Source organism: Cellulomonas sp. (assembly GCF_035634735.1).
GTDB lineage: Bacteria > Actinomycetota > Actinomycetes > Actinomycetales > Cellulomonadaceae > Cellulomonas.
Genome location: NZ_DASQCJ010000094.1, coordinates 12,490 through 33,395 on the forward strand (window position 1 = coordinate 12,490; position 20,906 = coordinate 33,395).

Annotated in this window: 12 protein-coding genes; all 12 read right to left on the reverse strand. The window is 77.8% G+C overall.

Annotated elements, in window-relative coordinates; translation table 11 throughout:
- Positions 1-4: 4 nt before the first annotated feature.
- Positions 5-1,942: an RDD family protein gene (locus tag VER05_RS08500; RefSeq protein WP_324844937.1), complete on the reverse strand. Its 1,938-nt coding sequence runs from the start codon at positions 1,940-1,942 to the stop codon at positions 5-7.
- Positions 1,939-4,563 (reverse strand): transglutaminaseTgpA domain-containing protein, encoded by a 2,625-nt coding sequence (locus VER05_RS08505; RefSeq protein ID WP_324844938.1) that lies wholly within the window; start codon positions 4,561-4,563, stop codon positions 1,939-1,941. Before VER05_RS08505 ends, VER05_RS08500 begins: the two co-directional genes overlap by 4 nt.
- Positions 4,560-5,729, reverse strand: coding sequence for a DUF58 domain-containing protein (locus tag VER05_RS08510; RefSeq protein WP_324844939.1), 1,170 nt, complete (start codon positions 5,727-5,729; stop codon positions 4,560-4,562). Before VER05_RS08510 ends, VER05_RS08505 begins: the two co-directional genes overlap by 4 nt.
- 37 nt (positions 5,730-5,766) lie before the next feature.
- Positions 5,767-6,720 (reverse strand): MoxR family ATPase, encoded by a 954-nt coding sequence (locus VER05_RS08515; RefSeq protein ID WP_324844940.1) that lies wholly within the window; start codon positions 6,718-6,720, stop codon positions 5,767-5,769.
- A 79-nt stretch (positions 6,721-6,799) separates the two neighbouring features.
- The gene (locus tag VER05_RS08520) at positions 6,800-12,667 is read right to left on the reverse strand and encodes an Ig-like domain-containing protein (protein WP_324844941.1); all 5,868 of its coding nucleotides are present in this window, start codon (positions 12,665-12,667) and stop codon (positions 6,800-6,802) included.
- Entirely contained in the window at positions 12,664-14,280 is a 1,617-nt protein-coding gene (locus tag VER05_RS08525) for a serine/threonine-protein kinase (protein ID WP_324844942.1), read from the reverse strand. Before VER05_RS08525 ends, VER05_RS08520 begins: the two co-directional genes overlap by 4 nt.
- Complete coding sequence (locus VER05_RS08530; RefSeq protein WP_324844943.1) at positions 14,277-15,776, reverse strand: FHA domain-containing protein; 1,500 nt, start codon at positions 15,774-15,776, stop codon at positions 14,277-14,279. Before VER05_RS08530 ends, VER05_RS08525 begins: the two co-directional genes overlap by 4 nt.
- A complete protein-coding gene (locus VER05_RS08535; RefSeq protein ID WP_324844944.1) occupies positions 15,773-16,609 on the reverse strand; it encodes a PP2C family protein-serine/threonine phosphatase in 837 nt (278 codons plus the stop codon). Before VER05_RS08535 ends, VER05_RS08530 begins: the two co-directional genes overlap by 4 nt.
- A gap of 76 nt (positions 16,610-16,685) precedes the next feature.
- Positions 16,686-18,182 carry an alpha/beta hydrolase family protein gene (locus VER05_RS08540; protein ID WP_324844945.1) on the reverse strand — a complete coding sequence of 499 codons (1,497 nt, stop codon included), beginning with the start codon at positions 18,180-18,182 and terminating at the stop codon, positions 16,686-16,688.
- Positions 18,183-18,250: 68 nt separating this feature from the next.
- Complete coding sequence (gene era / locus VER05_RS08545; protein ID WP_324844946.1) at positions 18,251-19,168, reverse strand: GTPase Era; 918 nt, start codon at positions 19,166-19,168, stop codon at positions 18,251-18,253.
- The gene (locus tag VER05_RS08550; protein ID WP_324844947.1) at positions 19,165-20,487 is read right to left on the reverse strand and encodes a hemolysin family protein; all 1,323 of its coding nucleotides are present in this window, start codon (positions 20,485-20,487) and stop codon (positions 19,165-19,167) included. Before VER05_RS08550 ends, era begins: the two co-directional genes overlap by 4 nt.
- On the reverse strand, positions 20,484-20,906 hold a 423-nt coding region (gene ybeY, locus VER05_RS08555), incomplete at its 5' end, for an rRNA maturation RNase YbeY (RefSeq protein WP_324844948.1). The genes ybeY and VER05_RS08550, both read right to left, overlap by 4 nt.

Here is a 20,906-nt window from a genome sequence, read left to right on the forward strand (position 1 = left end):
GCCCCTAGGCGCGCAGCCCCACGGCCAGGGCCAGGTCCCCGAACGCCACCAGCGAGCCGTCCGCCAGGCGCACCCGCCGGTCCGGCAGGCACACGATCCGCTGGCCGTCGGCGAGCGTCACCAGCGTGCCGTTGGTCGAGCCGCGGTCGACGACCCACGGGCCGTGCTCGTCGACGCCCAGCATGAGGTGGGTCTTCGACACGGATCGCCCCGGGTCGGCGACCGCGACCGTGCGGACGCCGTCCTGCGGGTCGGGGTTGCGGCCGACCAGCAACGGGCCGTCCAGCGCCGCGACGGTGCCGTCCGGGAGGCGCACCGCCCAGCCCGCGCCGACGCCCGGGGCGGGGGCCGGGGGCGCGGCGGGGAACGGGGCGGGCGGCGGGGTCGCGGGGGCGGCGGGCGCAGCGGGGGCGGCGGCGTGGGGCGCCGGGGCGTGGGGTGCCGGGGCGGGCGGGGGCCAGCCGCCGGCGGCGGACGGGCCCGGCGCGGGACCCGGCGCCGGTGCGGGCGGCGCGGCGGGGGCCGCGGACGCGGGCGGGGCCGCGGGCGCCGGGGCGTCCGGGTGCACCGGCGCAGCCGGGACGACCGCGTGCCGGCCGGTGCGGGTCGGCGGCTCGGCCGGGGCCGGGCCGGGCACCGGCCCGAGGGCGTCGCGCCAGGCGGCCTGCTCGCCGGAGGCCGGCGCCGCCGGGGTGGCCGGAGCGGCCGGAGACGGCGCGGGGGGCGGCCAGCCGCCGGGCGCGGGGGCGGGCGCGGCCGCAGACGGTGCGGGGTGCGGCCAGCCGCCGGGCACGGGGGCCGGCGCGGGCGGCGGCCAGGCGGCAGCGTCGGCGGCGCCCGGTGCGGGTGCGGGTGCGGGCGCACCTCCGCCGCCGGGTGCAGGCTCGTGCGCGGGCGCCGGCCCGGGCGCGGGCACCGGTCCGTCCGCGGCCGGCCAGGGCGCCGCCGCGGGCGGCGCGGCCGGGGCCGCGGGGTGCTGCGGCGCCGGCGCCGCGGGGCCGGCGGCCGGCGCGGCGAGGTCCGGCCCGGGCGCGAGCGGCACGGGCGCCGCGGGGTGCGCGGGCACGACGGCCGCCGGCACCACCGGGATCTGCCGGGTGTCCAGGTCGGGCCCGAGGCCGGGCGCGCCCAGCGGCGGCAGCACGAGGCCGGGACCGTCCAGCCGGCGGTCCGCGGCGAGCGCGCTCCACCGGGTCCGGGTCGGCTCGGAGGGGGTGGCGTCGGCGGACGGCCGGCCCCCGGTCGTGCCGGGGCCGCCGGAGCTCCCGGCACCGCCGGGCCCCCCGGCCAGCGCGTCGCCCGGCGCCGCGGGGCGCGGCAGCCCGGGCCACGCGGGCGCGTCCCCGCCCCCCGGCGCGCCGGCGCCCGCCTCGCCCGCGCGGGCCGGCCGCTCGGACCAGTCGGCGACGCGGCGGGCCGGGGCGAGCCCGCGCACGTCGACCACGACGCCCTCGCCCACCCGGTCGTGCCAGCCGCGCCGGCGCCCGGACGCGTCGAACAGCGGCGACAGCAGCACGACGAGCTGGCCGACCCCGCACGCGAGCGCGCCCAGCGCGACGATCAGCGCGCGCACGAACGCCCGCCCGAGCCCGACCGGCCGGCCGGAGCGGACGTCGACGAGCCGGAGCCCGAGCAGCCGCCGCCCCACGGTCCAGCCGCGGGTGCCGTTCCACACCCACTGCGCGACGCCCCAGGCGGCGAGCAGCACGGCCCCGACGGCGAGCAGCACGCCGGACGGCGCCGCGGGCTCGGCGACCGGCGCGCCGGACCCCGAGGCCGCCGCCGCGCGCACCGTCGCCGCGAACGCCGGCGCCCACGCGAGCCACAGCGGCGCGGCCGCCACGTAGGTCAGCGCGGCGTCGACCAGATACGCCGCGACCCGGCGCCCGACCGGCGCGGGGGGCGCGCTGGGCGGGACCACGCCGCCGGTGGTGCTGCTCATCCGTCCGCTCCGTCCGCTCGTCGTGCCCGTCGTCCCCAGATCCCCCGCTTCTCCTGCCCGTCCGGCACGCTCCGGCGCGCCCGGTCGGCCGCCGCGGCGGCCCGCCGCCGCTCCGACCGGCGCAGCGACCGGGTCGCCACCCGCCCGCGCCACCGCTGCTTGCGCGGCGTCGCCGCCCGCATGGACGCGAGCGTGCGGTCCACCTCGGCCCAGTACTCCCGCGCGTCCGCCGTCGTCGGGGCCGCCGCGCCGAACACCGCCGCGTCGGCCCGGTCGGCCAGCGCCACCACCGCGGTACCCGCCTCCACCGCCGCGGGGGTCGGGCCGGCCGGCACCGGGGCGCCGCGCCCGCGGCGACCCTCCCCCGGCTCGGGCGGGGTGGTGAACGCCCGGTCCAGCGCCCGCGCGCCCTCGCGGCGGGTGGCCACGGGGTCGACGTCGCGGCGCAGGTCGGTCGCGAGGTCGAGCACCTCCTGCCAGCCGCCGACCACCCGGTTCACCGGGACGGGGTCGCGCCGGCGCCGACGCCGGCGCCGGGCCTTGAGCCCCGCGATGACGAGGAACGGCGCGAGCAGCAGCAGCAGCAGGCCGGAGCCGGCCGCGACACCGAGCGCCACCCGCTGCCAGACCGCCAGCGCGGAGTCGTCCTCGCCGTCCTGGGTCTGCGGCTGGTCGGTGTCGTCCGCCGGCGGGTCCACCGGCGGCGCGGGCGGCGGCGGGGGCTGGGCGACCTGCGGCTCCGGGTCGGCCTGGCTGGTCTCCTGCTCGTCCTGCGGGGTCTGGCTCTCGGGCGGGGTCGGGTCGAAGGTGACCCAGCCGTGGCCCTCGAACGCGATCTCGACCCACGCGTGCACGTCGGCGCCGGTCACGGCCACCGGGGCGTCCGGGTCCAGGGGCGCGTCCGGCGTCGCGGCCGCGTCCTCCTCGGCCCCGGGCACGAACCCCATGACCACCCGGGCGGGCAGGCCCATCTCCCGGGCCATCAGCGCCATCGCGGACGCGTACTGCTCGTCGTCGCCGACCATGAGGTCGCCGCCGAGCAGCGTCGCCACCCGGTCCGCGCCGTGCCCGGACAGCGACGGGTAGTCGCCCTGGTCCGTGCGGCCGTGGGAGAAGAAGCCGCGCTCGGACAGCGCCTGCTCGAGCGCGCGGGCCACCTGGGCGGGCGTCTCGGCCTCGCGCGCCGCGTCGCCGGCCGCGGTCGACACGGCGTCGGGCACGTCCAGCGGCTCCGGCAGGTCGAGCGCGCTGCCCGCGGCGGAGCCGAGCTGCTCGTCGTCCGGCTCGGTCGGCACGACGGCGTCGAGCGTGTACGTCAGCCCCTCGTCGAGCCCGCCGGTGAGCACGGCGGCGCCGGTCGCGTCGTTGAACCGCAGCCGCGACTGCGCCTCGGTGTCGTCGAACCGCACGGCGACCGCGTCGCCGACGGTCGGCAGCCACACGCCCGTCAGCCCGTCGACCTGGACCTGCACCTCGGCGCGCTCGCCGCCGGTGCCGGACGCCTCGATCGCGTCGGCCTCCTCGACGGCCTGCTCGCTCACCACCTCGCCGACCCGCCGGAACTGGCCCGAGGCGCGGGACGAGCCGTCGCCGGCGACGTTCCACACCACGCCGTCGAACCGGTCGAAGGTCGCGAGCCGGACCCGGGCGCCCGCGGGCAGCCCCTGCACGGTGAACAGCTCGACGGTGTCGTCGTCCTTCACGTACTTCCGGAACGCCGACAGCGGGCTGGCGTAGTCGCGCGGGTCGAACGGCGGCAGCAGCGCGTCGCGCAGCACGTACCGGTCCCGGCCCGACTCGACGGCGGTGCCCGCGGCGACGCCCGCCCCGCCGGCGAGCGCGACCAGCAGCACCAGCGCGACCGGGCGGCGGGCACGGAGGCGGCCGGACCGCCAGGAGGCCCACACCAGCAGGACGACCGCGATCGCGGTGCCGACCGCGACCGGGACCACGGTGGTGTGCGTGCCGAGCAGCACGGCGCCCGCGAGGACGACCGGCGGGAGCAGCGCCGCGGCCGGCGCCGCTCGCCCGGTGCCCAGCGCGAGCCGCACGGCGACCGCGGTCCCCACGACCGCGAGCAGGTACGGCGGGACCAGCAGCCAGCCCGAGCCGCCCAGCGGCGGCTGCAGGGTCAGCACGTCCTTCCAGCCGAGCACCGACCCGCGGACCACCGACACGATCGACGCGAGCGTCGGCACGACGCCCCCGACCGTCTGGTCCGGGGTCGCGAGCGGGCCGCCGAGCACGACGACGACCGCGAGCAGCACGGCCGTCGTCACGGGCGCCGACCAGCGCGCCCACGCCGACAGCACGCCGGCGGCCGCGCCGAGCACGACGCCGCCGACCACGGGCGCCAGCAGCACCGAGCCGCCGTAGACCGGCAGCAGCGGGGTCAGCGCGGCGAGCACCGCCCCGGCGAGCACGAGCACGTCGACGACCGCGCGGCCGCCCCGGGGCACGCCGCGGCGGCGGCGCTCGGCGCCCGCGGGCTGCCCGGAGCCGCCGGGGCGGGGGCGGCCGGACGGCGGCGGTCCGGGCGGCGTCGGCACGCCGGGCGTCGCGTCCGGGGCGCCGGGCGCGGCAGAGCCCGGCGCGACGGGGGTCTCGGTCGTCGTCGTCATGCCGCGGCCGCCAGACGCAGGGCGCGGGGCAGGTCGTCGAGCGCACCGAGCCGCACGAGGCTCAGGGTGCGCTGCGTGCGCACCTCGACCTCGGCGCCGGGCACGCAGCTCACGACGAGCGTCCGGGTGCCCTCGGGCACGTGCCGGGCGGCGGCGCGCAGGTCCGCCGCGGGCACCACGGAGCCGGTGACCAGGAACGCCAGCGTCACGTCCGGCGCCTCGCGGGCGACCCGGCGGCCGAGCAGCCGCGAGGCGGTGCCGTCCGGCCCGCACGTGATGCCGGAGCAGTCGTCGAGCAGCGGCCGGCGCGCGGTGGTGCGCACCCGTCCGGGGCCGGCGAGCACCGCGAGCGGGTGCTCCTCCGCCAGCACGTGCACGCCGAGCGAGGCGACCACGCTGACCGCGAGCTCCAGCTCCGCGTCGTCCTCGCCGTGCCGGTAGTCCCGGGGGTCGGTGGCGAGCGCGACGGCCGTCTGGGTGCGGCGGGTGTCCTCGTACTGCTTCACCGTGAGCTGCCCGCGGCGCGCGGTGGTGCGCCAGTGGATCGACCGGCGGTCGTCGCCGACCACGTAGTCGCGCAGGGCGTGGAAGGCGAGGTCCATGTCGGACAGGTCGCGGGTGGCGCCGCCCTCCAGGTCGCGCAGCAGGCCGGCGTCGGCGCCGGTGAGCATGACGACGCGCGGGTGCACGTACAGCTCCTCCGAGCCCGTGGTCACCGCGTGCCGGGTGGCGAGCCCGAGCGCGTCGCCGCGCACCGCGCGCACCGGGCCCACCGTGACGACCGCGCGCCGGTCGGTGGGCACCGCGAACAGCTCCTCGTGCTCGGTCCCGGGCGCGAGCGACGGGATCTCGAGCTCGGCCCGGCCCTCGCCGACCTGCAGCTCCAGGCGCACCGCGCGCGTCCGGCGACCGCCGGGGGCGGCCACGACCACGCCGCCGAACGCCCGCTCCCCCACGCGCACCCGCCGGTCCGCGAGGTCGAGCCGCACCGCGTGCGGCAGCCGGCCCCAGGTCATCGCGAGCGCGACCAGCAGCGCGACGACGCCGACGGCGCCCAGCGCCGCCAGCTCGACCCAGCCGAGCAGCACGCCGGCGACCGCGGCGGCCGCGCCCAGCAGCCCCGCGCCCCAGCCCACGCCCGACAGCCGGGTGCGCGAGCGCCTCACGCCGCGCCTCCCGGGTGCACCCCCGCGCCGACCCTGCTCACGCGCGCGCCACCGGCGGCGGGGTCGCGGACAGCACGCGCTCGACGACCTGCGTGGTCGTCGCGCCGAGGAAGTCGGCCTCGGGGTCGAGCACCAGGCGGTGCGCCAGCACGGGCACCGCGAGGTCCTTGACGTCGTCCGGGATCACGTACGGGCGGCCGGCCGCCGCCGCCTGCACCCGCGCGGCGCGCACCAGCGCCAGGCCGCCGCGGACGCTGGCGCCGAGCGTGGTCTGCGGGTCCTCGCGGGTGCCCTCGATCAGGCGCGCCACGTAGTCCAGCACCGAGCCGTCGACGTGCACCGTCTGCGCGAGCTCCGCCATCTCGACCACGCCGGCCGTGGTGACCACGGCGTCCAGCTCGCGGGTGCGGTCCCGGGCGCCGGACAGGATCTCCACCGTCGCGGTGCGGTCCGGGTAGCCGAGGGAGGTGCGCACCAGGAACCGGTCGAGCTGCGCCTCGGGCAGCCGGTAGGTGCCCGCCTGCTCGACGGGGTTCTGGGTCGCGATCACGACGAACGGCCGGCCCACCGGGTGCGTGTCCCGGTCGACCGTGACGTGCCCCTCCTCCATGACCTCCAGCAGCGCGGACTGCGTCTTGGGCGACGCGCGGTTGATCTCGTCCGCCAGCAGCACCGAGGTGAACACCGGGCCCGGGTGGAACTGGAAGGTGCGCGCGCCCTGGTCCCAGATCGTCACGCCGGTGACGTCGCTGGGCAGCAGGTCCGGGGTGAACTGGATGCGCTGGTGGGTGCCCTGCACCGACGCCGCGATGGCCTTGGCCAGCGAGGTCTTGCCGGTGCCCGGGGCGTCCTCCAGGAGCACGTGGCCCTCGGCGACCATCGCGGTCAGCACGAGCCGCACCGGGCGGTCGGCACCCAGGACCGCGCGGGACACGTTGCCCACGAGGCCGGCGAACGTCTCGGCGAACCAGGCGGACTGCTCGGGGGTCATCGGGGGGTGTCTCCTGTCGGTGCTGTCGGTGGTGCTGTCGTGTCGTGCGGGGCCCATCACCCGATCGGCAGGCCGGGCGTCAGGGCGAGGAACCGCCGGCGCCGGGTTCGGTCCCGGGGTCCGGTGGCGTCTCCGGCTGCGGGTCGGACCAGTCGACCCGCTGGGAGAACTCGCTCCACGGACCCCAGCCGGCCTCGGTCTGCGCGCGGACCCGGAGGGTCAGCGTCACGCCGCTCTGCGCGTTCCCGCGCCAGCCGAGCGAGTTCAGCACGACGTTGGTCGCGGCGGTCTGGCCCGAGGCCGTGTTCAGCCGGTCGCCCGACAGCTGGTACTCGTAGTTCACCACCGTGCGGCCGCCCTGGTCGGTCGGGACGGCCCAGGAGAGCTGTGCCTGGTCCGGCCGCCCCTGCCCGCTGGTCGCGGAGGTGGTGAAGGCCAGGTTGGTCGGCGCGGCGGGCCGGGTCCGCACCGGGCTGGGATCCGGCGTCTGGTAGGTCGTGCTCCAGGCGCCGCAGCCGCGCATGTTGCACGCGCGCACCTGCACCGCGGGCCGCGCGCCCCCGGGCAGGCCCCAGATCGTCGCCCGGCGGCCGTCGACCTGGACCGACCCGGAGGTCGAGGTGACGTCGTACCGGACGATCGGCGAGCCGTTCCAGTCGGCCTCGGGCCACTCGACGCGGAGCCAGCCCTGCCCGGGCTCGGCGTCGGACGACGCGTCGACGAAGGTCGGCGCCGAGGGCGTCCCGGGCACGCCGAACGCGACCGCGCTCGTCTCCCCGGTCTTCCCCCACTCCGCCTTGTTGTGCGCGGTCACGCGGAAGGTGTAGGTCGCGCCGTTCCGCGCACCCACCAGGGCGTACGTGGTCTGGGACGCGGACAGCAGGAACTCGCCCTCGCCGGGCCCGCCGGAGATCACCAGGCGGTACCGGTCGATCTCGGCGCCGTTGTTGGCCGGCGGCGCCCACGACACGTCGATCCGCCGGCCCTCGTCGGAGGCGACGGGAGCCGCGGACACGACGGGCGCCTCCGGCGGGGCCGCCGGCGTCGACGGCGCGGACGCCGCGCTCCACGCGCTCGGCTCCGGCGCGCGGTTGTGCGCGCGGACCTGCACCGTGTACGCCGTCCCGTTCGCCAGCCCGCGGAACGTGTACGACGTCCCGCTGGTCGTCACCGATCCCGACCCGCCCGGCGGCGCCGGCGACAGCATGAGCGTGTACGACGTGACCGGCGACCCGTTCGAGTTCGGCGCGGCCCACGTCGCGGTGACCTCCTGGTCGCCCCACGCGAGCGTCGGGGCCGCGGGGGTGTCCGGCACCGTGTCCGGCCGCGCCACGGCCGACGCCGGGCTCGGGTCGGACCAGCCCACGGCGTTCTCCGCCGCTACCGTGAACGTGTACTCGACGTTGTTCGTCAGCCCGGTGATCGTGCAGGTGGTGCTGGCGCACGTCGTCGTGGGGCCGCCCGCGCTCGCCGTCACCCGGTACTGCTTGATGGGCTCGCCGCGGCCGTCGGGCGCGGTCCAGGACAGCACCACGGTGCCGTCGCGGACCTCGCCGACGCGCGGGGCGTCCGGCGTCGCGGGCTTGCCCCGCACCCGCAGCGTGATGCTCGACGCGACCTCGCGGGCGCTGTCGTCGGTGGCGTCCCGGACGCGCACGCGCACGACCATCTGCCCGACCAGCTCGGCGGCGGGCCGGACGACGACGTCGGAGCCGGACACCGACGCGGTGCCGGCGCCCGGGGTCTCGACGGTGACGCCGACGACGCGCAGCGGCTGGTCCGGGAACGGGTTGGACGCGCCGGCCAGCACGTCGACCACGCGCTCCTGCCCCTGGACGGCGTCGTTGACGACCTTGTCCTGGAGCACGGCGACGCGGCGGGTGCTCGCGACGGTCCGCACCTCGACCTGGACGGCCATCTTCCCGGCGCGGCCGTAGCCCAGCTCGATCGGCAGGGTGCCGCGGGTGCCCTTCGGCGTCCCGACGTCGGAGGCGACGGAGAGCCGGCTGCCCTGCAGCGAGACGGTGAACCCGGCCGGGGCGTCGCCGGTCAGCCGGTACGTGAACGTGTCCGCGCCGGACGCGCCCTCGACGCCCTGCGTGAAGGCCTGCAGGTCGACGGTCGTCGGCGCCTCGCCAGGACCGACCTCGAGGGTGGAGGGCACGAACGTCGGCGGGTAGTCGTCGAGCGTGTACACCGTGATCGGCAGCGTGATGACCGAGGTCCGGGCGGAGGTGTCCCCCGCCCCGGTGCGGTCGGTGACCGGCACGGTGATCGACGCCGGGCCGACGTAGCCCTCGGCGGGCCGGAACTGCACGGTGGTGGAGTCGGCGACGAGCGACGAGCCGTCGGACCGGGTGGCGGTCACCGCGGTGGCGTCGGCGACCTGCGCGGTCCGCCCCGGGGCGACCTGGACCTGCTCGCCGAGCGGGATGGTCAGCGTCTCGCCGCCGGCGACCCGGAGCTCCGGGGCGCGCGGGCGGGCCGTCGGCGGGAAGAAGCCGAGCGCGGGGACGGAGATGAACGCGTAGGAGCTGACGTCCTCCGCGGTCGTGTTGGTCAGCAGGTACGGGATGGTCTGCGCGGTCTCGGCGAGCGTGACCGTGACGGTGCCGTCGGCGCGCACGCTCGCCACGGACGCCGCGCTGCCCGGCACCGACACCCGCAGGTCGCCGAGCGGCCCGCTCGGGTTCTGCGCGACGCCGAGCACGTCGACGTCCACGCTGGTCCGCCCGACGGTGTCGACCGGGGGCACGACGACGTCCCGCGCGATCGGCGCGAGCACCGGCGCGTCCGGGTCGACGGTGACCGACAGGACGGCGCCGTTGACGGCTCCGCGCTCGTTGACGGCCGTGTAGCCGATGTTGAACACGCCCGCGGCGTCGCCCCGGACGACCACCCGGTTGCCGGACAGCGAGGCGGTGACGCCCTCGTCGACCTCCAGGTCCTCCCGGACGGCCAGCTCGCCGCCGAGCACGTCCGTGTCGTTCTCCAGGACCCGGACCTCGACGGTCTGCCCCGGCCGGACGGTGATGGTGTCGTCCCGCGCGACCACGCGGTTGCTGTCGCCGGGACGCGCGGCGATGCCGACGCGCACGGTGGCGACGGCGCGCTGGCCCGTCCAGTCCTCGACGGCGTAGGTGAAGGTGTCGGTGCCGGCCTCGTCGGGCAGCGCCTCGTACTCCAGGTAGTCGGCGCCGACGGTGGTGACCCGGCCCTTGGTGCCGGCGGACGCGACGCCGAGCAGCGTGATGCCGTCGCCGTCCGCGTCGATGCCGACCAGCGGCACGGGGATCCGCACGGTCTCCCCCGCGAACACCCGCGCGGTGAGGGCGCGCGGCTTCGGCGGCGCCTTCGTCTCGGCGTCGGACTCGTGCACCCGGACGGTGACGGTCGCGGCGGTCTCCATGCCGGTCGCGTCCTGGACGACGAACGTGGCGTGCACGGTCATCGGCGACGACGGCGCCTGGTACCGGAGGTTGTCCCCGGAGACGAACAGCAGGCCCTCGCCGTCGCCGAGCGGCTCCGCCAGGTCGGGCTTCAGGGAGATCGCGTCGCCGTCGGGGTCGGACGCGTCCTCCAGGACCGGGATCGTGACGACGCCCCCGGTCCGGACATCGGCGGTCACGTTCGGGACCACGGGTGGCTGCGGGGTCGCGGAGGCCGGGACGGGGCGGACGAGGATCTGCCCGGTCGCGCTGGCCGTGCCGTTGGACACCACGTACTGCAGCGTGACCGGCTCGGTCAGCGCGCCGACCGCCGAGATCGTCACCAGGGTCCGCTGCCGCACGGCGACCCGCAGGCCGTCGGGCGCGGACACGCTCTGCAGCACCAGGACGCCGCCCGCGGGGTCCGTGTCGTTGGCCAGCGGGTCGACGGTGGTCTCGCCGCCGGAGGGCAGCCAGGCGTCGTCGGCGACGGCGATCGGCGGCTCGGCCTGCTCGGGCCGCTCCCGCACGTCGATGCGCGCGACGCCCGTGGCCTGCTGGGGCGGGGCCGTGACCGTGAAGCTGACGTAGAACGTGCCGGCCTGGGCGGCGCGGAACGTGAACGTCCCGCCGTCGAGGTCGGGCGTGATCGTGGTGCCCTGCACGTCCTCGACGCCGGCCAGCCGCGGCTGCTCCGCGCCGAAGGTCCGCACCGCGTCCAGCGGGCGCAGCACGACGTCCTGGTCGACGTAGGTGACCGCGTGCACCGGGTCGATCTGCAGGTCCAGCGAGCCGATCGCGCGCACGTCGACGTCGACGGTGCCCTCGGTGGTGGAGGTGCCGTCCGACACGACGACGTGCACGACGTCCCGGCCGAGCTCGCCGCCGTCCGCGACGTAGCTGAGCGTGCCGTCCTGGCGGAACCGCGCGGTGCCCTTCTCCGCGGTCGCGCCCACCAGGGTGAGCGGGTCGCCGTCGGGGTCGGTGAAGTCGGCGAGCACGGGGTAGGACGCGGTCGCGCCCTGCTCGACGCGGATCTCGCCGGTGCGGTCCTGCACCGGCGGCTCGTCGAGCGCGGGGTCCCGGACCGTCAGCGTGACCTGCGCGGTCGACGGGGCGGTGGTGCCGCGGCCGTCGCTGATCGAGTACGCGAACGTGACCGAGCCCGTGGCGTCGGCCGGCACCGCGACCTGCAGGGCGCGCCCGCCGTAGACCTGCTGCAGCGCGCCGAACTCGGCGGGCAGCGGGTCGACCTCGCTGAGCACGAGGATGCCGCAGTCCGAGGAGGTGTCGTTGTCGATGACCGGCAGGATCGTGGTCCGCCCGGCGCGCACGCCGAACTGGTCGTCGACGGCGGTCGGGGCCGCGCTGGTGGGCGAGCACTCGGGCACGAGCTCCTGCGTGGTCCGGTCGCCCTCGGCCCGGTCGGTCTCGTCCTCCGGCTTCTCCTCCGGCACGACGTCGGACCAGTCGGGCTCGCGGAGCTCGGTGTCCTCGAGCGGCAGCCACAGCCGGCCGTCGACGGTCTCGTTCAGCGCGACGACCTGCCGGTTCACCCGGAACACCAGGTGGTCGGTGGCGGTGACGCCGTCCAGGGCCAGCAGCCGCGGCTCGGCGTCCGCGCACAGCTCCAGGTAGTTCTGCGTGGCGGTGGGCCAGGCGCCGTGCGCGCACGAGCCGACGCGGACCGGCGCGGCGGGGGTGCCCGCGCCGCCGGCCTCGTGCTCCGCGGCGACGTCGCCCGAGGAGACCGCGACCTCGACCAGGCCGGTGCTGCCCGCGACCAGCGCGGTGCTCGCGGCGGGGCCGGGCTGCTGCAGGACGGGCTGCGCGATGCCCAGGGCGGTCGAGCCGCCCGGGGTGCGGACGGTGTCGCCGTCCAGGCCCACCGGCACGTCGCCGACGGCGGTCACGCTCTCGACCGGGCCGTCCAGCGCGGGGGCCTGCTCGGCGGCGGCCGCGCCGCCCGCGGTCGGCGTGAGCCGGGTGACCTCGCCGGTCGTGCCCGCCACGGCGAACGCGTCGCCGGTCACCGAGGCGGTGACGACGCCGCCGGCGCCGACGTCGGCGTCCGGCTCGTCGGCGGTCACTTGGAGCATCGGCAGGTCGGCGAACGTCCGGACCCAGGCCTGGCCGTCGGTGTCCATCACCGCGACGGTGCCGCCGGCCATCGACACCTGCGCGCCCGCGGGCACCGCGACCTGCGCGGCGGCGGTCACGCCCGCCGGGTCGACGACCGTCAGGGTGCCGGCCTCGACGATCAGCACGTCGCCCGCGTCCTGCAGCACGTCGAACTCGGTGCTGGACGCGACCAGCCCGGCGTTCAGCTCCTCGACCTGGGCGTTGTACCGGCCGACCTGCAGAGTGCTGGTGGACGTCAGCCACACCGCGCCGTCGTTGAGGTCGACCTGGGCCAGCGGGAACCCGGGGTTCACCAGGGCGAGCGTCGCGAGCACCGCGGGCACGGTGACGACGGCCGCGGTGGACGCGACCTTCTTGCGGTTCCAGGGGAGCTTCACGCGGCGCAGCCCTCCGCCGGCACCGTCGACGCGCGGCGGTCCGCGCGCACGACGGAGACCTCGATGCACACCTCGCCGCCCTCGGCCGGCGGGGTCACGGTCACGGTGGGCTCCTCGGCGATCTCGAGCTGGGGCTCGCCCGTGGCGGCGCGCACCCCCCACAGGTAGGTGTCGCCGTCCTGCGGGTCGGGGTTGGTCCAGGTGAACACGACGGTGCCGTCGGCCTGCCGCGCGCCGAACAGGTTGGTCGGCGCCGGCACCGTCTGGCCGAGGGTGCTCGCGGGGCCGGGGAACTCGGTGCCCGCGGCGGGGCCCGGGTCCGTCTCGGGGCGGTTCGCGAGCAGCACGACGGCGACCACGGCGGCCGCGATGGCGAGCACCGAGCCGACGGCGGCGAGGACGCGGCCGGTGCGGGACCGGCCGGCAGAGCCGGGGTGCACCTCGTGCACGGGGGCGGCCACGAGCTCGGGACCGGACGCGTCGCCGGGCGCCCCGGCGGGGGCGGGGACGGCCGCGGGCGCGGCGCCGGGGTGCACCGCGACGACGGGCCGCAGCCGGGTGGCCTCCGGGCCCGATCCCAGGTCGAGCGGCGGGCCGACGGGGGCGGCCGGGCGGGCGGGTGCGGCCGGGGCGCCGGGGGCCGCGGCCGAGGGTGCGGCGTGCGGCGCGACCTCGACGACCGGCCGCACGCGCGTGGCGTCGGCGGGGGCCGCGGCGCCGGCGGCGGGGGCGCCGGCCGGGCCGGCGTGGTCGTCGACGTCGGGCGCGGTGACCGGCAGGCCGAGGTCGGCCTGCACCGCGCGGAGGTCCTGGGCCAGGTCGAGCGCGCGGGCGTGCCGCTGCTGCGGCTCCCGGGCCATCGCGCGCGCCAGCACGGTGCGCAGCCGGTCGGGGACGTCGTCGCGGGCGAACGGCACCGGGGCGCCGCGCTCGATGCGGCCGACCAGGTCCGCCGCCTCGTTCGGGCCGCCCGGGCGCTCGAACGGGGAGCGCCCGGCGAGCGCGGAGAACAGCGTCGCGGCCAGCGAGTAGACGTCGGACCGCGCGTCGCCGTGCGGGTCGGCGGCCAGCAGCTCGGGCGCGGCCCACGGGATCGACATGCCGACGGCCGGGCCGCCCGCGTCGACGGTGGACGCGATGCCGAAGTCGGTGAGCACCGGCCGGCCGAAGTCGTTGGTCAGCACGTTGCCGGGCTTGATGTCCCGGTGCAGGATCCCGGCGCGGTGCGCCGTCTCGACCGCGGAGGCCAGCCGGACGCCGAGCTCGAGCACCTCGGCGACCTCGAACCGCTCGCTGCGGTACCGCTGCCCGAGGCCGGGCCGCGCGCAGTACTCCATCACCAGGTACGGCCGGCCGTCGCCGGCCACGCCCGCCTGGTACACCGTCACGATCGACGGGTGGTGCGAGAGCCGGGCGGTCAGGTCCGCCTCGCGCTCGAACGCCTCCCGTGCGTCCGCGTCCACGCTGCCGAGCAGCACCTTGACCGCGACCGGTCGCCGCGGCAGGTCCTGCTCGTACAGGAAGACGTCGGCCGAGCCCCCCGAGCCCAGCAGCCGCTGCACCGCGTAGCCGGGCAGGTGCGGCGGCTGCGAGGCCTCACGCCGTCGGTTCACGCACCCGGCTCCACGGTGAACGTCACGCCGTCGCCCAGGTCGACGACGTCCCCCTCCCCGACCGCGACGGGCTCGCCCGCGGTGACGCGCCGCGGCGGCAGGGTGCCGGTCGCGACGGTGATGCCGTTGGTGGAGTAGAGGTCCGTGACCAGCACGCGGCCGGCCTCGAGGCGGACCTCGGCGTGGGTGCGCGAGATGTCCTGCTCCGGGCTCGGCACGGTCACCAGGCGGGCGTCCGAGCCGTCGGGCGCGCGGTCGGCCTGCGGCGCGCGGCCGATCAGGACGACGGCGTCGACCGGCACGAGCGCGCCGGTGGACAGCGCCAGGCGGGGCACGGGCAGCTGGGCCGTGGGCGCGGCGGTGACGGGCAGCGCGCCCGAGACCCCCGGCGCCGGCGCCGGGGTGGGCACGACGGGGCCGGACGGCCAGTCGCCGGTCTGGGACACGGCCCAGGACGGCAGGTGCTGGCGGATCGAGGCGAGCTCGCCGCTGAGGATCGTCAGGCCGTCGTGGTCGTCGGCGGACGCCGGGCCGGGCAGGGCCGGGGCCGCGGGCGGGGCCGGCGGCACGTAGGGCTGGGCCGGCGTGGGCAGCACGGGGGCCGCGGCGGCCGGCGCGGGGGCCGGGGCCGGTGCCGGGGCGGCGGGCGCCTCGGCGGCGGCGTCGCGCTCCTCGACCTCGGCGGGCGCGTCCACGGCGGGCGCGTCCACGGCGGGCGCGTCCTCGGCGGGCGCGTCCTCGGCCGGGGCGTCCTCCGCGGGCGCCTCCTCCTCGACCACCTCGGCCTCGACCACCTCGGCCTCGACGAGCTCCCCCTCGACGACCTCGCCCGGCACCGGGGCGCCCTCGACGAGCTCGGTGCCCGCGGGCACGTCCGCGGACGCGGCGGCGACCGGCTCGGCCGCGGGGGCCGGGGCGGCGACGGCCTCGGCCGGCGCGGGTGCGGCCTCGGCGGCCTCGACCGCCGCCGCGCGCGCGGGCGCCACGGCGACCGGCGTCGGCGCCGCGGGCAGCACGACGGGCTCGGACGGCGCGGCCTCGACCTCGCGGGCCGGCTCGGCCCCGGTCAGCCGCACGCGCACGCGGGAGGCGCGCACGACGCCGCTCACGACGGGCAGGGCGGGGCCGCGCCCCGCGCCGGACACCCGGACGGTGACCTCCTCGGCCGAGCCGACGGAGCGCTCGGACCAGGACACGACCTCGGGCGCGGACAGCACCTCGGCGCGGGTGCCGCGCACGACCTCGACCTCCACGTCGCCGCGCAGCGCGGTGTGCACCTTGCCGCCGGTCAGGTCGACGGCCGCGAACGGGTGCAGGCCGCCGAGCCCGTGGCGCACGAGCGCGTCGAGCTGCGCGCCGAGGCCGCCGCCGCGCTCCGGCGCGGTGGCCCAGACGTCGCGCACGACCTCGGGCGGGGTCGACGGGGCGAGCAGCAGCACGACGCCTCCCGCGACGACGGCGTACCACTCGCCGGGGGTGTACTCGGGCACGATCACCGACGGTCCTCCTGGTGGCTTCGCGGTCGCGGGATGGTGGCCCCGTCGACCGTCTCGTCCCATGTCCTATCGGCAGGACCGGTGCCGAACGCGAGCCATCCGGGTGAATCCGTCCCGTCCGGCTCGTCACCCAGGGCGTCCACGACGACGGCCGTGGCGTTGTCCCGGCCGCCCGCCTCGACCGCGCGGCGCACGAGCTCCGCGGCGGCCGCCGCGGCGCCCGGCACGCGGTCGAGCACGTCGGCCAGGTCGGCGGGCGCGAGCTCGCCGGTCACGCCGTCGGAGCACACGAGCAGCCGGTCGCCGGGGCGCGCGGGCAGCGTCCAGTAGTCGGGCTCCGGGTCCGCGCCGGTGCCGAGCGCCCGGGTCAGCACGTGCCGCTCCGGGTGCTGCTCGGCGGCGTCCCGGCTCAGCGCGCCGGAGTCGACGAGCTCCTGCACCACCGAGTGGTCGACGGTCAGCTGCGCGAGCTCGCCGTCGGCCCAGCGGTAGACCCGCGAGTCGCCGACGTTGAACACCAGCCAGTGCGCGGCGCCGTCGTGCTCGCCGAGGGCCACGCCGGCGACGGTCGTGCCGCCCTCGCGGCGCTCGAACGCGCCGCGGATCCGGCGCGCGGCGCTACGGAAGCAGGCGTGCAGGTCGGACGGGTCGACGGCGGTCCGGCCGGCGAGCGCGCCGAACTCCTCGACCGCGAGCCGGCTCGCCACGTCGCCCGCCTCGTGCCCGCCCATGCCGTCGGCGACCAGGAACACCGGGGGGTGCGCCAGCAGTGCGTCCTCGTTGAGCGCGCGCACCCGCCCCCGGTCCGTCGCCGAACCCCACGTCGTCCGCACCCGTGCTCTCCCGTCGTCGCCCTGGCAGGCACCATGGTGCCTGGTCGCGGCGTCACGCACCGCATCGTCCACAACCTCAGATGCCGAGCTGGTACACGCCCCAGTACGCCAGGACCACCAGCAGGGCCGCGCTGGCCGCGCAGGTGCCCCACAGCACGACGTGCCCGAGGACGCCGTGCGCCATCGGCTCGCCGGCCCGGCGCAGCCGCCGCAGCCGCACCACGACCGCCGCCGCCGCGTAGACCGCGACCAGGCCGAGCACGCGCACCGCGACCCAGCCGCCCTGCACGATCCAGCCGTTGCGCTCGTAGCCGACAGCGAGCCGCGCGACTGCGACCAGGTACCAGACCAGGGCCACGACCGTCGCGACCGAGGCCGCCGACAGCAGCGCGAGCCGTCGGGTGAGCGTCCGGTCCCGGCCCGGGCCGGCCTCGCGCCCGCGCACCCGCCGGACCCCGACGACCGCCAGCCGGCCGACCGGCAGCAGCACCAGCACGCCCACCGCGCCGGCGACCAGGAACAGCAGCACGTCGCCGTCGCCCAGCCACCGGGGCTGCGGCACCGGGCCGGCCCAGTACAGCTGCTCGGGCTGCTGGCCCGCGATGCGCGGGGAGGCGGACGCCGTGTCCGGGAGCCCCTGCACCCAGCCGGCCAGGTCGTGCAGGAACGCCGGCGCGACCACCTCGTCCACCCGGATGCCGTGGTCCGCGCCGCGGTAGTACCGCACGGTGCAGTCGGTGTTCCCGGCGATCGCCAGGTCCCGGATGATCTGCTCGGCGCCCTGGACCACCGGCATCGAGGCGTCGGCGGTGCCGTAGACCACCAGGACGGGCTGGGTCATCCGGCGCTGGTACGGCGCGACGTCGAAGTCCGCGTAGTCGAGGCCGCCGCCGGGCAGCGACATGCCGACCGCCCGCGGGATGGCCCGGAACACCTGCTGGGGGACGCCGGTGTTCCGCAGGTACGAGTCGACCGCGAACGCGGCCTGCTGCCGCGGCGGTACGACGGGCGCCGACGCGAGCACGACGAACCCGATGTCCGGCTGGTCCGCGGCCATCACCGGCGCGATCCAGGCGCCCTCGCTCTCGGCGTAGACGCCGACCCGGTCCGGGTCGACGCCCGGCAGGCCGCGCAGCAGGTCCCACGAGCGCAGGTAGTCGTCGGCCATCGCCACGTAGTCGCGGTGCCGCAGCGTGTAGGTGTCGAGCCGCTTGTTCGGCACCAGCGTGGCCACGCCCGCCTCGGCGAGCGACCGGGCCTGGTCGACGAACGCGTCCTCGAACTTGCCGGTGCCGGCGCCGTGCACGAACACCACGGCCGGCACGTCGCCGTCCACCCCGACCGGCATGAGCAGCCGGGCCTCGACGTCCGCCCCGTCGAGCTGCACGGTGAGCACCGACGACCGCACGGGGTAGGTGCCGAGCGCGGGCGCGTCCGTGATCGCCGTCGACTGCGTCTGGACGGTCAGCGGGTCCGTCAGCGGCACCGGGGCCCACTGCGGGCCCATGAGCGCCCCGAGCACGGCGAGGACCACCGCGCCCACGACGGTCCCCGCGGCGGTCCGGTAGCGCACGTCGCGATTATCCCCGTGGTGGGGCGCGGGCGGGGGGACCCCCTGCTCCCGCTGCGTGGCCGAGGTGCTCAGAAGCCCAGCCGCCCGAGCTGCTTGGGGTCCCGCTGCCAGTCCTTCGCGACCTTGACGTGCAGATCCAGGTACACCCGGGAACCGAGCAGGGCCTCGATCCCGCGGCGCGCGGTGGTGCCGACCTCGCGCAGCCGGGAGCCGCCGCGGCCGATCACGATCGCCTTCTGGCTGTCCCGCTCGACGAACAGGTGCACCCGGACGTCGAGCATCGGGGTCTCGCCCTCGCCGGTCTCCCGGGGCACGATCTCGTCGACCACGACCGCCAGCGAGTGCGGCAGCTCGTCGCGGACGCCCTCGAGCGCCGCCTCGCGGACCAGCTCGGCGACCATCACGGCCTCCGGCTCGTCGGTGAGCTCGCCCTCCGGGTACAGCGCCGGGCCCTCGGGCAGGTGCTGGACGAGCACCTGCTCCACGACGTCGACCTGGTAGCCCGACTCCGCGGAGACCGGCACGATGTCCGCCCACTCGCCGAGCTCCGAGACGGCCAGCAGGTGCTCCGCGAGCCGCTGCTTGCCGACCAGGTCCGCCTTGGTGGCGATCGCCACGACCGGGGTGCGGCGGCCGAGCTGGGCGAGCTGCTCGGCGATGAACCGGTCGCCCGGGCCGACCTTCTGGTCCGAGGGCAGGCAGAAGCCGACGACGTCGACCTCGCTCAGCGTGTCGCGCACCAGGTCGTTCAGCCGCTCGCCGAGCAGGGTGCGCGGCCGGTGCAGCCCGGGGGTGTCGACCAGCACGAGCTGGGCGTCGGGGCGGTGCACGATGCCGCGGACCGTGTGCCGGGTGGTCTGCGGCCGCCCGGAGGTGATCGCGACCTTCTGGCCGACCAGCGCGTTGGTGAGCGTCGACTTGCCGGCGTTGGGCCGGCCGACGAGGCAGGCGAAGCCGGAGCGGTGGGGCACGGGGGTCTCCGTCATGTCAGGGGTCCGTCGGTGGTGGGGGTGGTCGTGGGGGTGCGGTCGGCGGCCTCGCGCGCGTCGCCGGCCTCCGCGTCGTCGTCGGGCTCCGGGGCGCGGGAGACGAGCACCCGGGCGACGCGCTTGCGCCGGCCCTCCGTGCCCTGCGCGACGAGGCGCAGACCGTGGATCTCGCCGGCCGAGCCCGGGATCGGGACCTTGCCGAGCGCCTTCGCGAGCAGGCCGCCCGCGGTGTCGACGTCGTCGTCCTCGACGTCCAGGCCGAACAGCTCGCCCAGCTCGTCCTTGGCGAGCCGCGCGGGCACGAGGTACGTGCCGCCGCCGAGGTCCTCGACCTGCGGGGCGTGCGGGTCGTGCTCGTCGGTGAGCTCGCCGACGATCTCCTCGAGGGCGTCCTCGATGGTCACCAGGCCGGCGATGCCGCCGTACTCGTCCACGACCATCGCGATGTGGCTGGCGCCGGCCTGCAGCTCGCGGAGCAGCTCGTCGACCGGCTTGGACTCCGGCACGAACACCGCGGGCCGGACCAGCGAGCCGGCCGACGCCTCGGCTCCCTCCGGGTCGTCCTGCATCCGGCGCACCAGGTCCTTGAGGTAGAGCACGCCGCGCAGGTCGTCGACGCCCTCGCCGACCACCGGCACCCGCGAGTACCCGGAGCGGAGCAGCAGCGACAGCACCTTGCGCAGCGGCGTCGCCTCGTGGGTCGTGATCATGTCGGTGCGCGGCACCATGACCTCGCGGGTGAGGGTGTCGCCGAGCCCGAGCACGGAGCGCACCATCGCGCGCTCGTCCAGGTCGATCGACGGCGACTCCCCCACGCGCTCGACCATCTCGCGCAGCTCGTCCTCGTCCAGGTCCGTGCCCGCCGCCGGGGCCACCCGGACCAGCGGGCCGGCGACCGCGCGCACCGCGAGCAGCAGCCGGGACGTGGTGGTGAGCACCTGGCGCGGGTACCGGTGGCCGAGCGACCGCGGGCTGAGCCGGGCGAGCACGACGGTGAGGAAGGCGCACGCGGCGACCGCGACGACCAGCTCGGCCGCCCAGGGCAGCGACGAGGCGGCGATCGCCAGCGTGAGGCAGACCGCCGCGACCATCTCGCAGAGCAGCCGGACGACGCCGGCCGACCCCGCGACGGCGGCGCGGTCCTCGGTGAGCCGGCGGACGCGCTCGGCCGCGGGGTGCCGCGACGCGAGCAGGTCGGCCACGACGCCGCGGGACAGCCGCAGCACGGCGGCCTCGCCCGCGGACAGCACCGCCGCGACGAGCAGGGCCAGGACCGTCAGGGCCGCGAGCAGCCCGAGAGGGACGCCGGCGGTCATCGTCCTGCGAGGAAGGTCAGCAGCAGCTGGCGCTGCAGGCCGAACATCTCCTTCTCCTCCTCCGGCTCCGCGTGGTCGTAGCCCAGCAGGTGCAGGATCCCGTGCGTGGTCAGCAGCAGCAGCTCCTCGACCGTCGAGTGCCCGGCGGTCCGCGCCTGCTCGACGGCGACCTCGGGGCACAGCACGACGTCGCCGAGCAGCCCGGCGGGGGTCGGCTCGTCGGCGCGACCGGGGCGCAGCTCGTCCATCGGGAACGACAGGACGTCCGTGGGGCCGGGCTCGTCCATCCACTTCACGTGCAGGTCCGTCATGACCTCGGTGTCGACGAACAAGATCGACAGGTCGGTCTGCGGGTGCACGTGCATCTGGTCCAGGACGAAGCGGGCGAGCGCGGCGAACTCCGCCTCGTCGACCTCGTG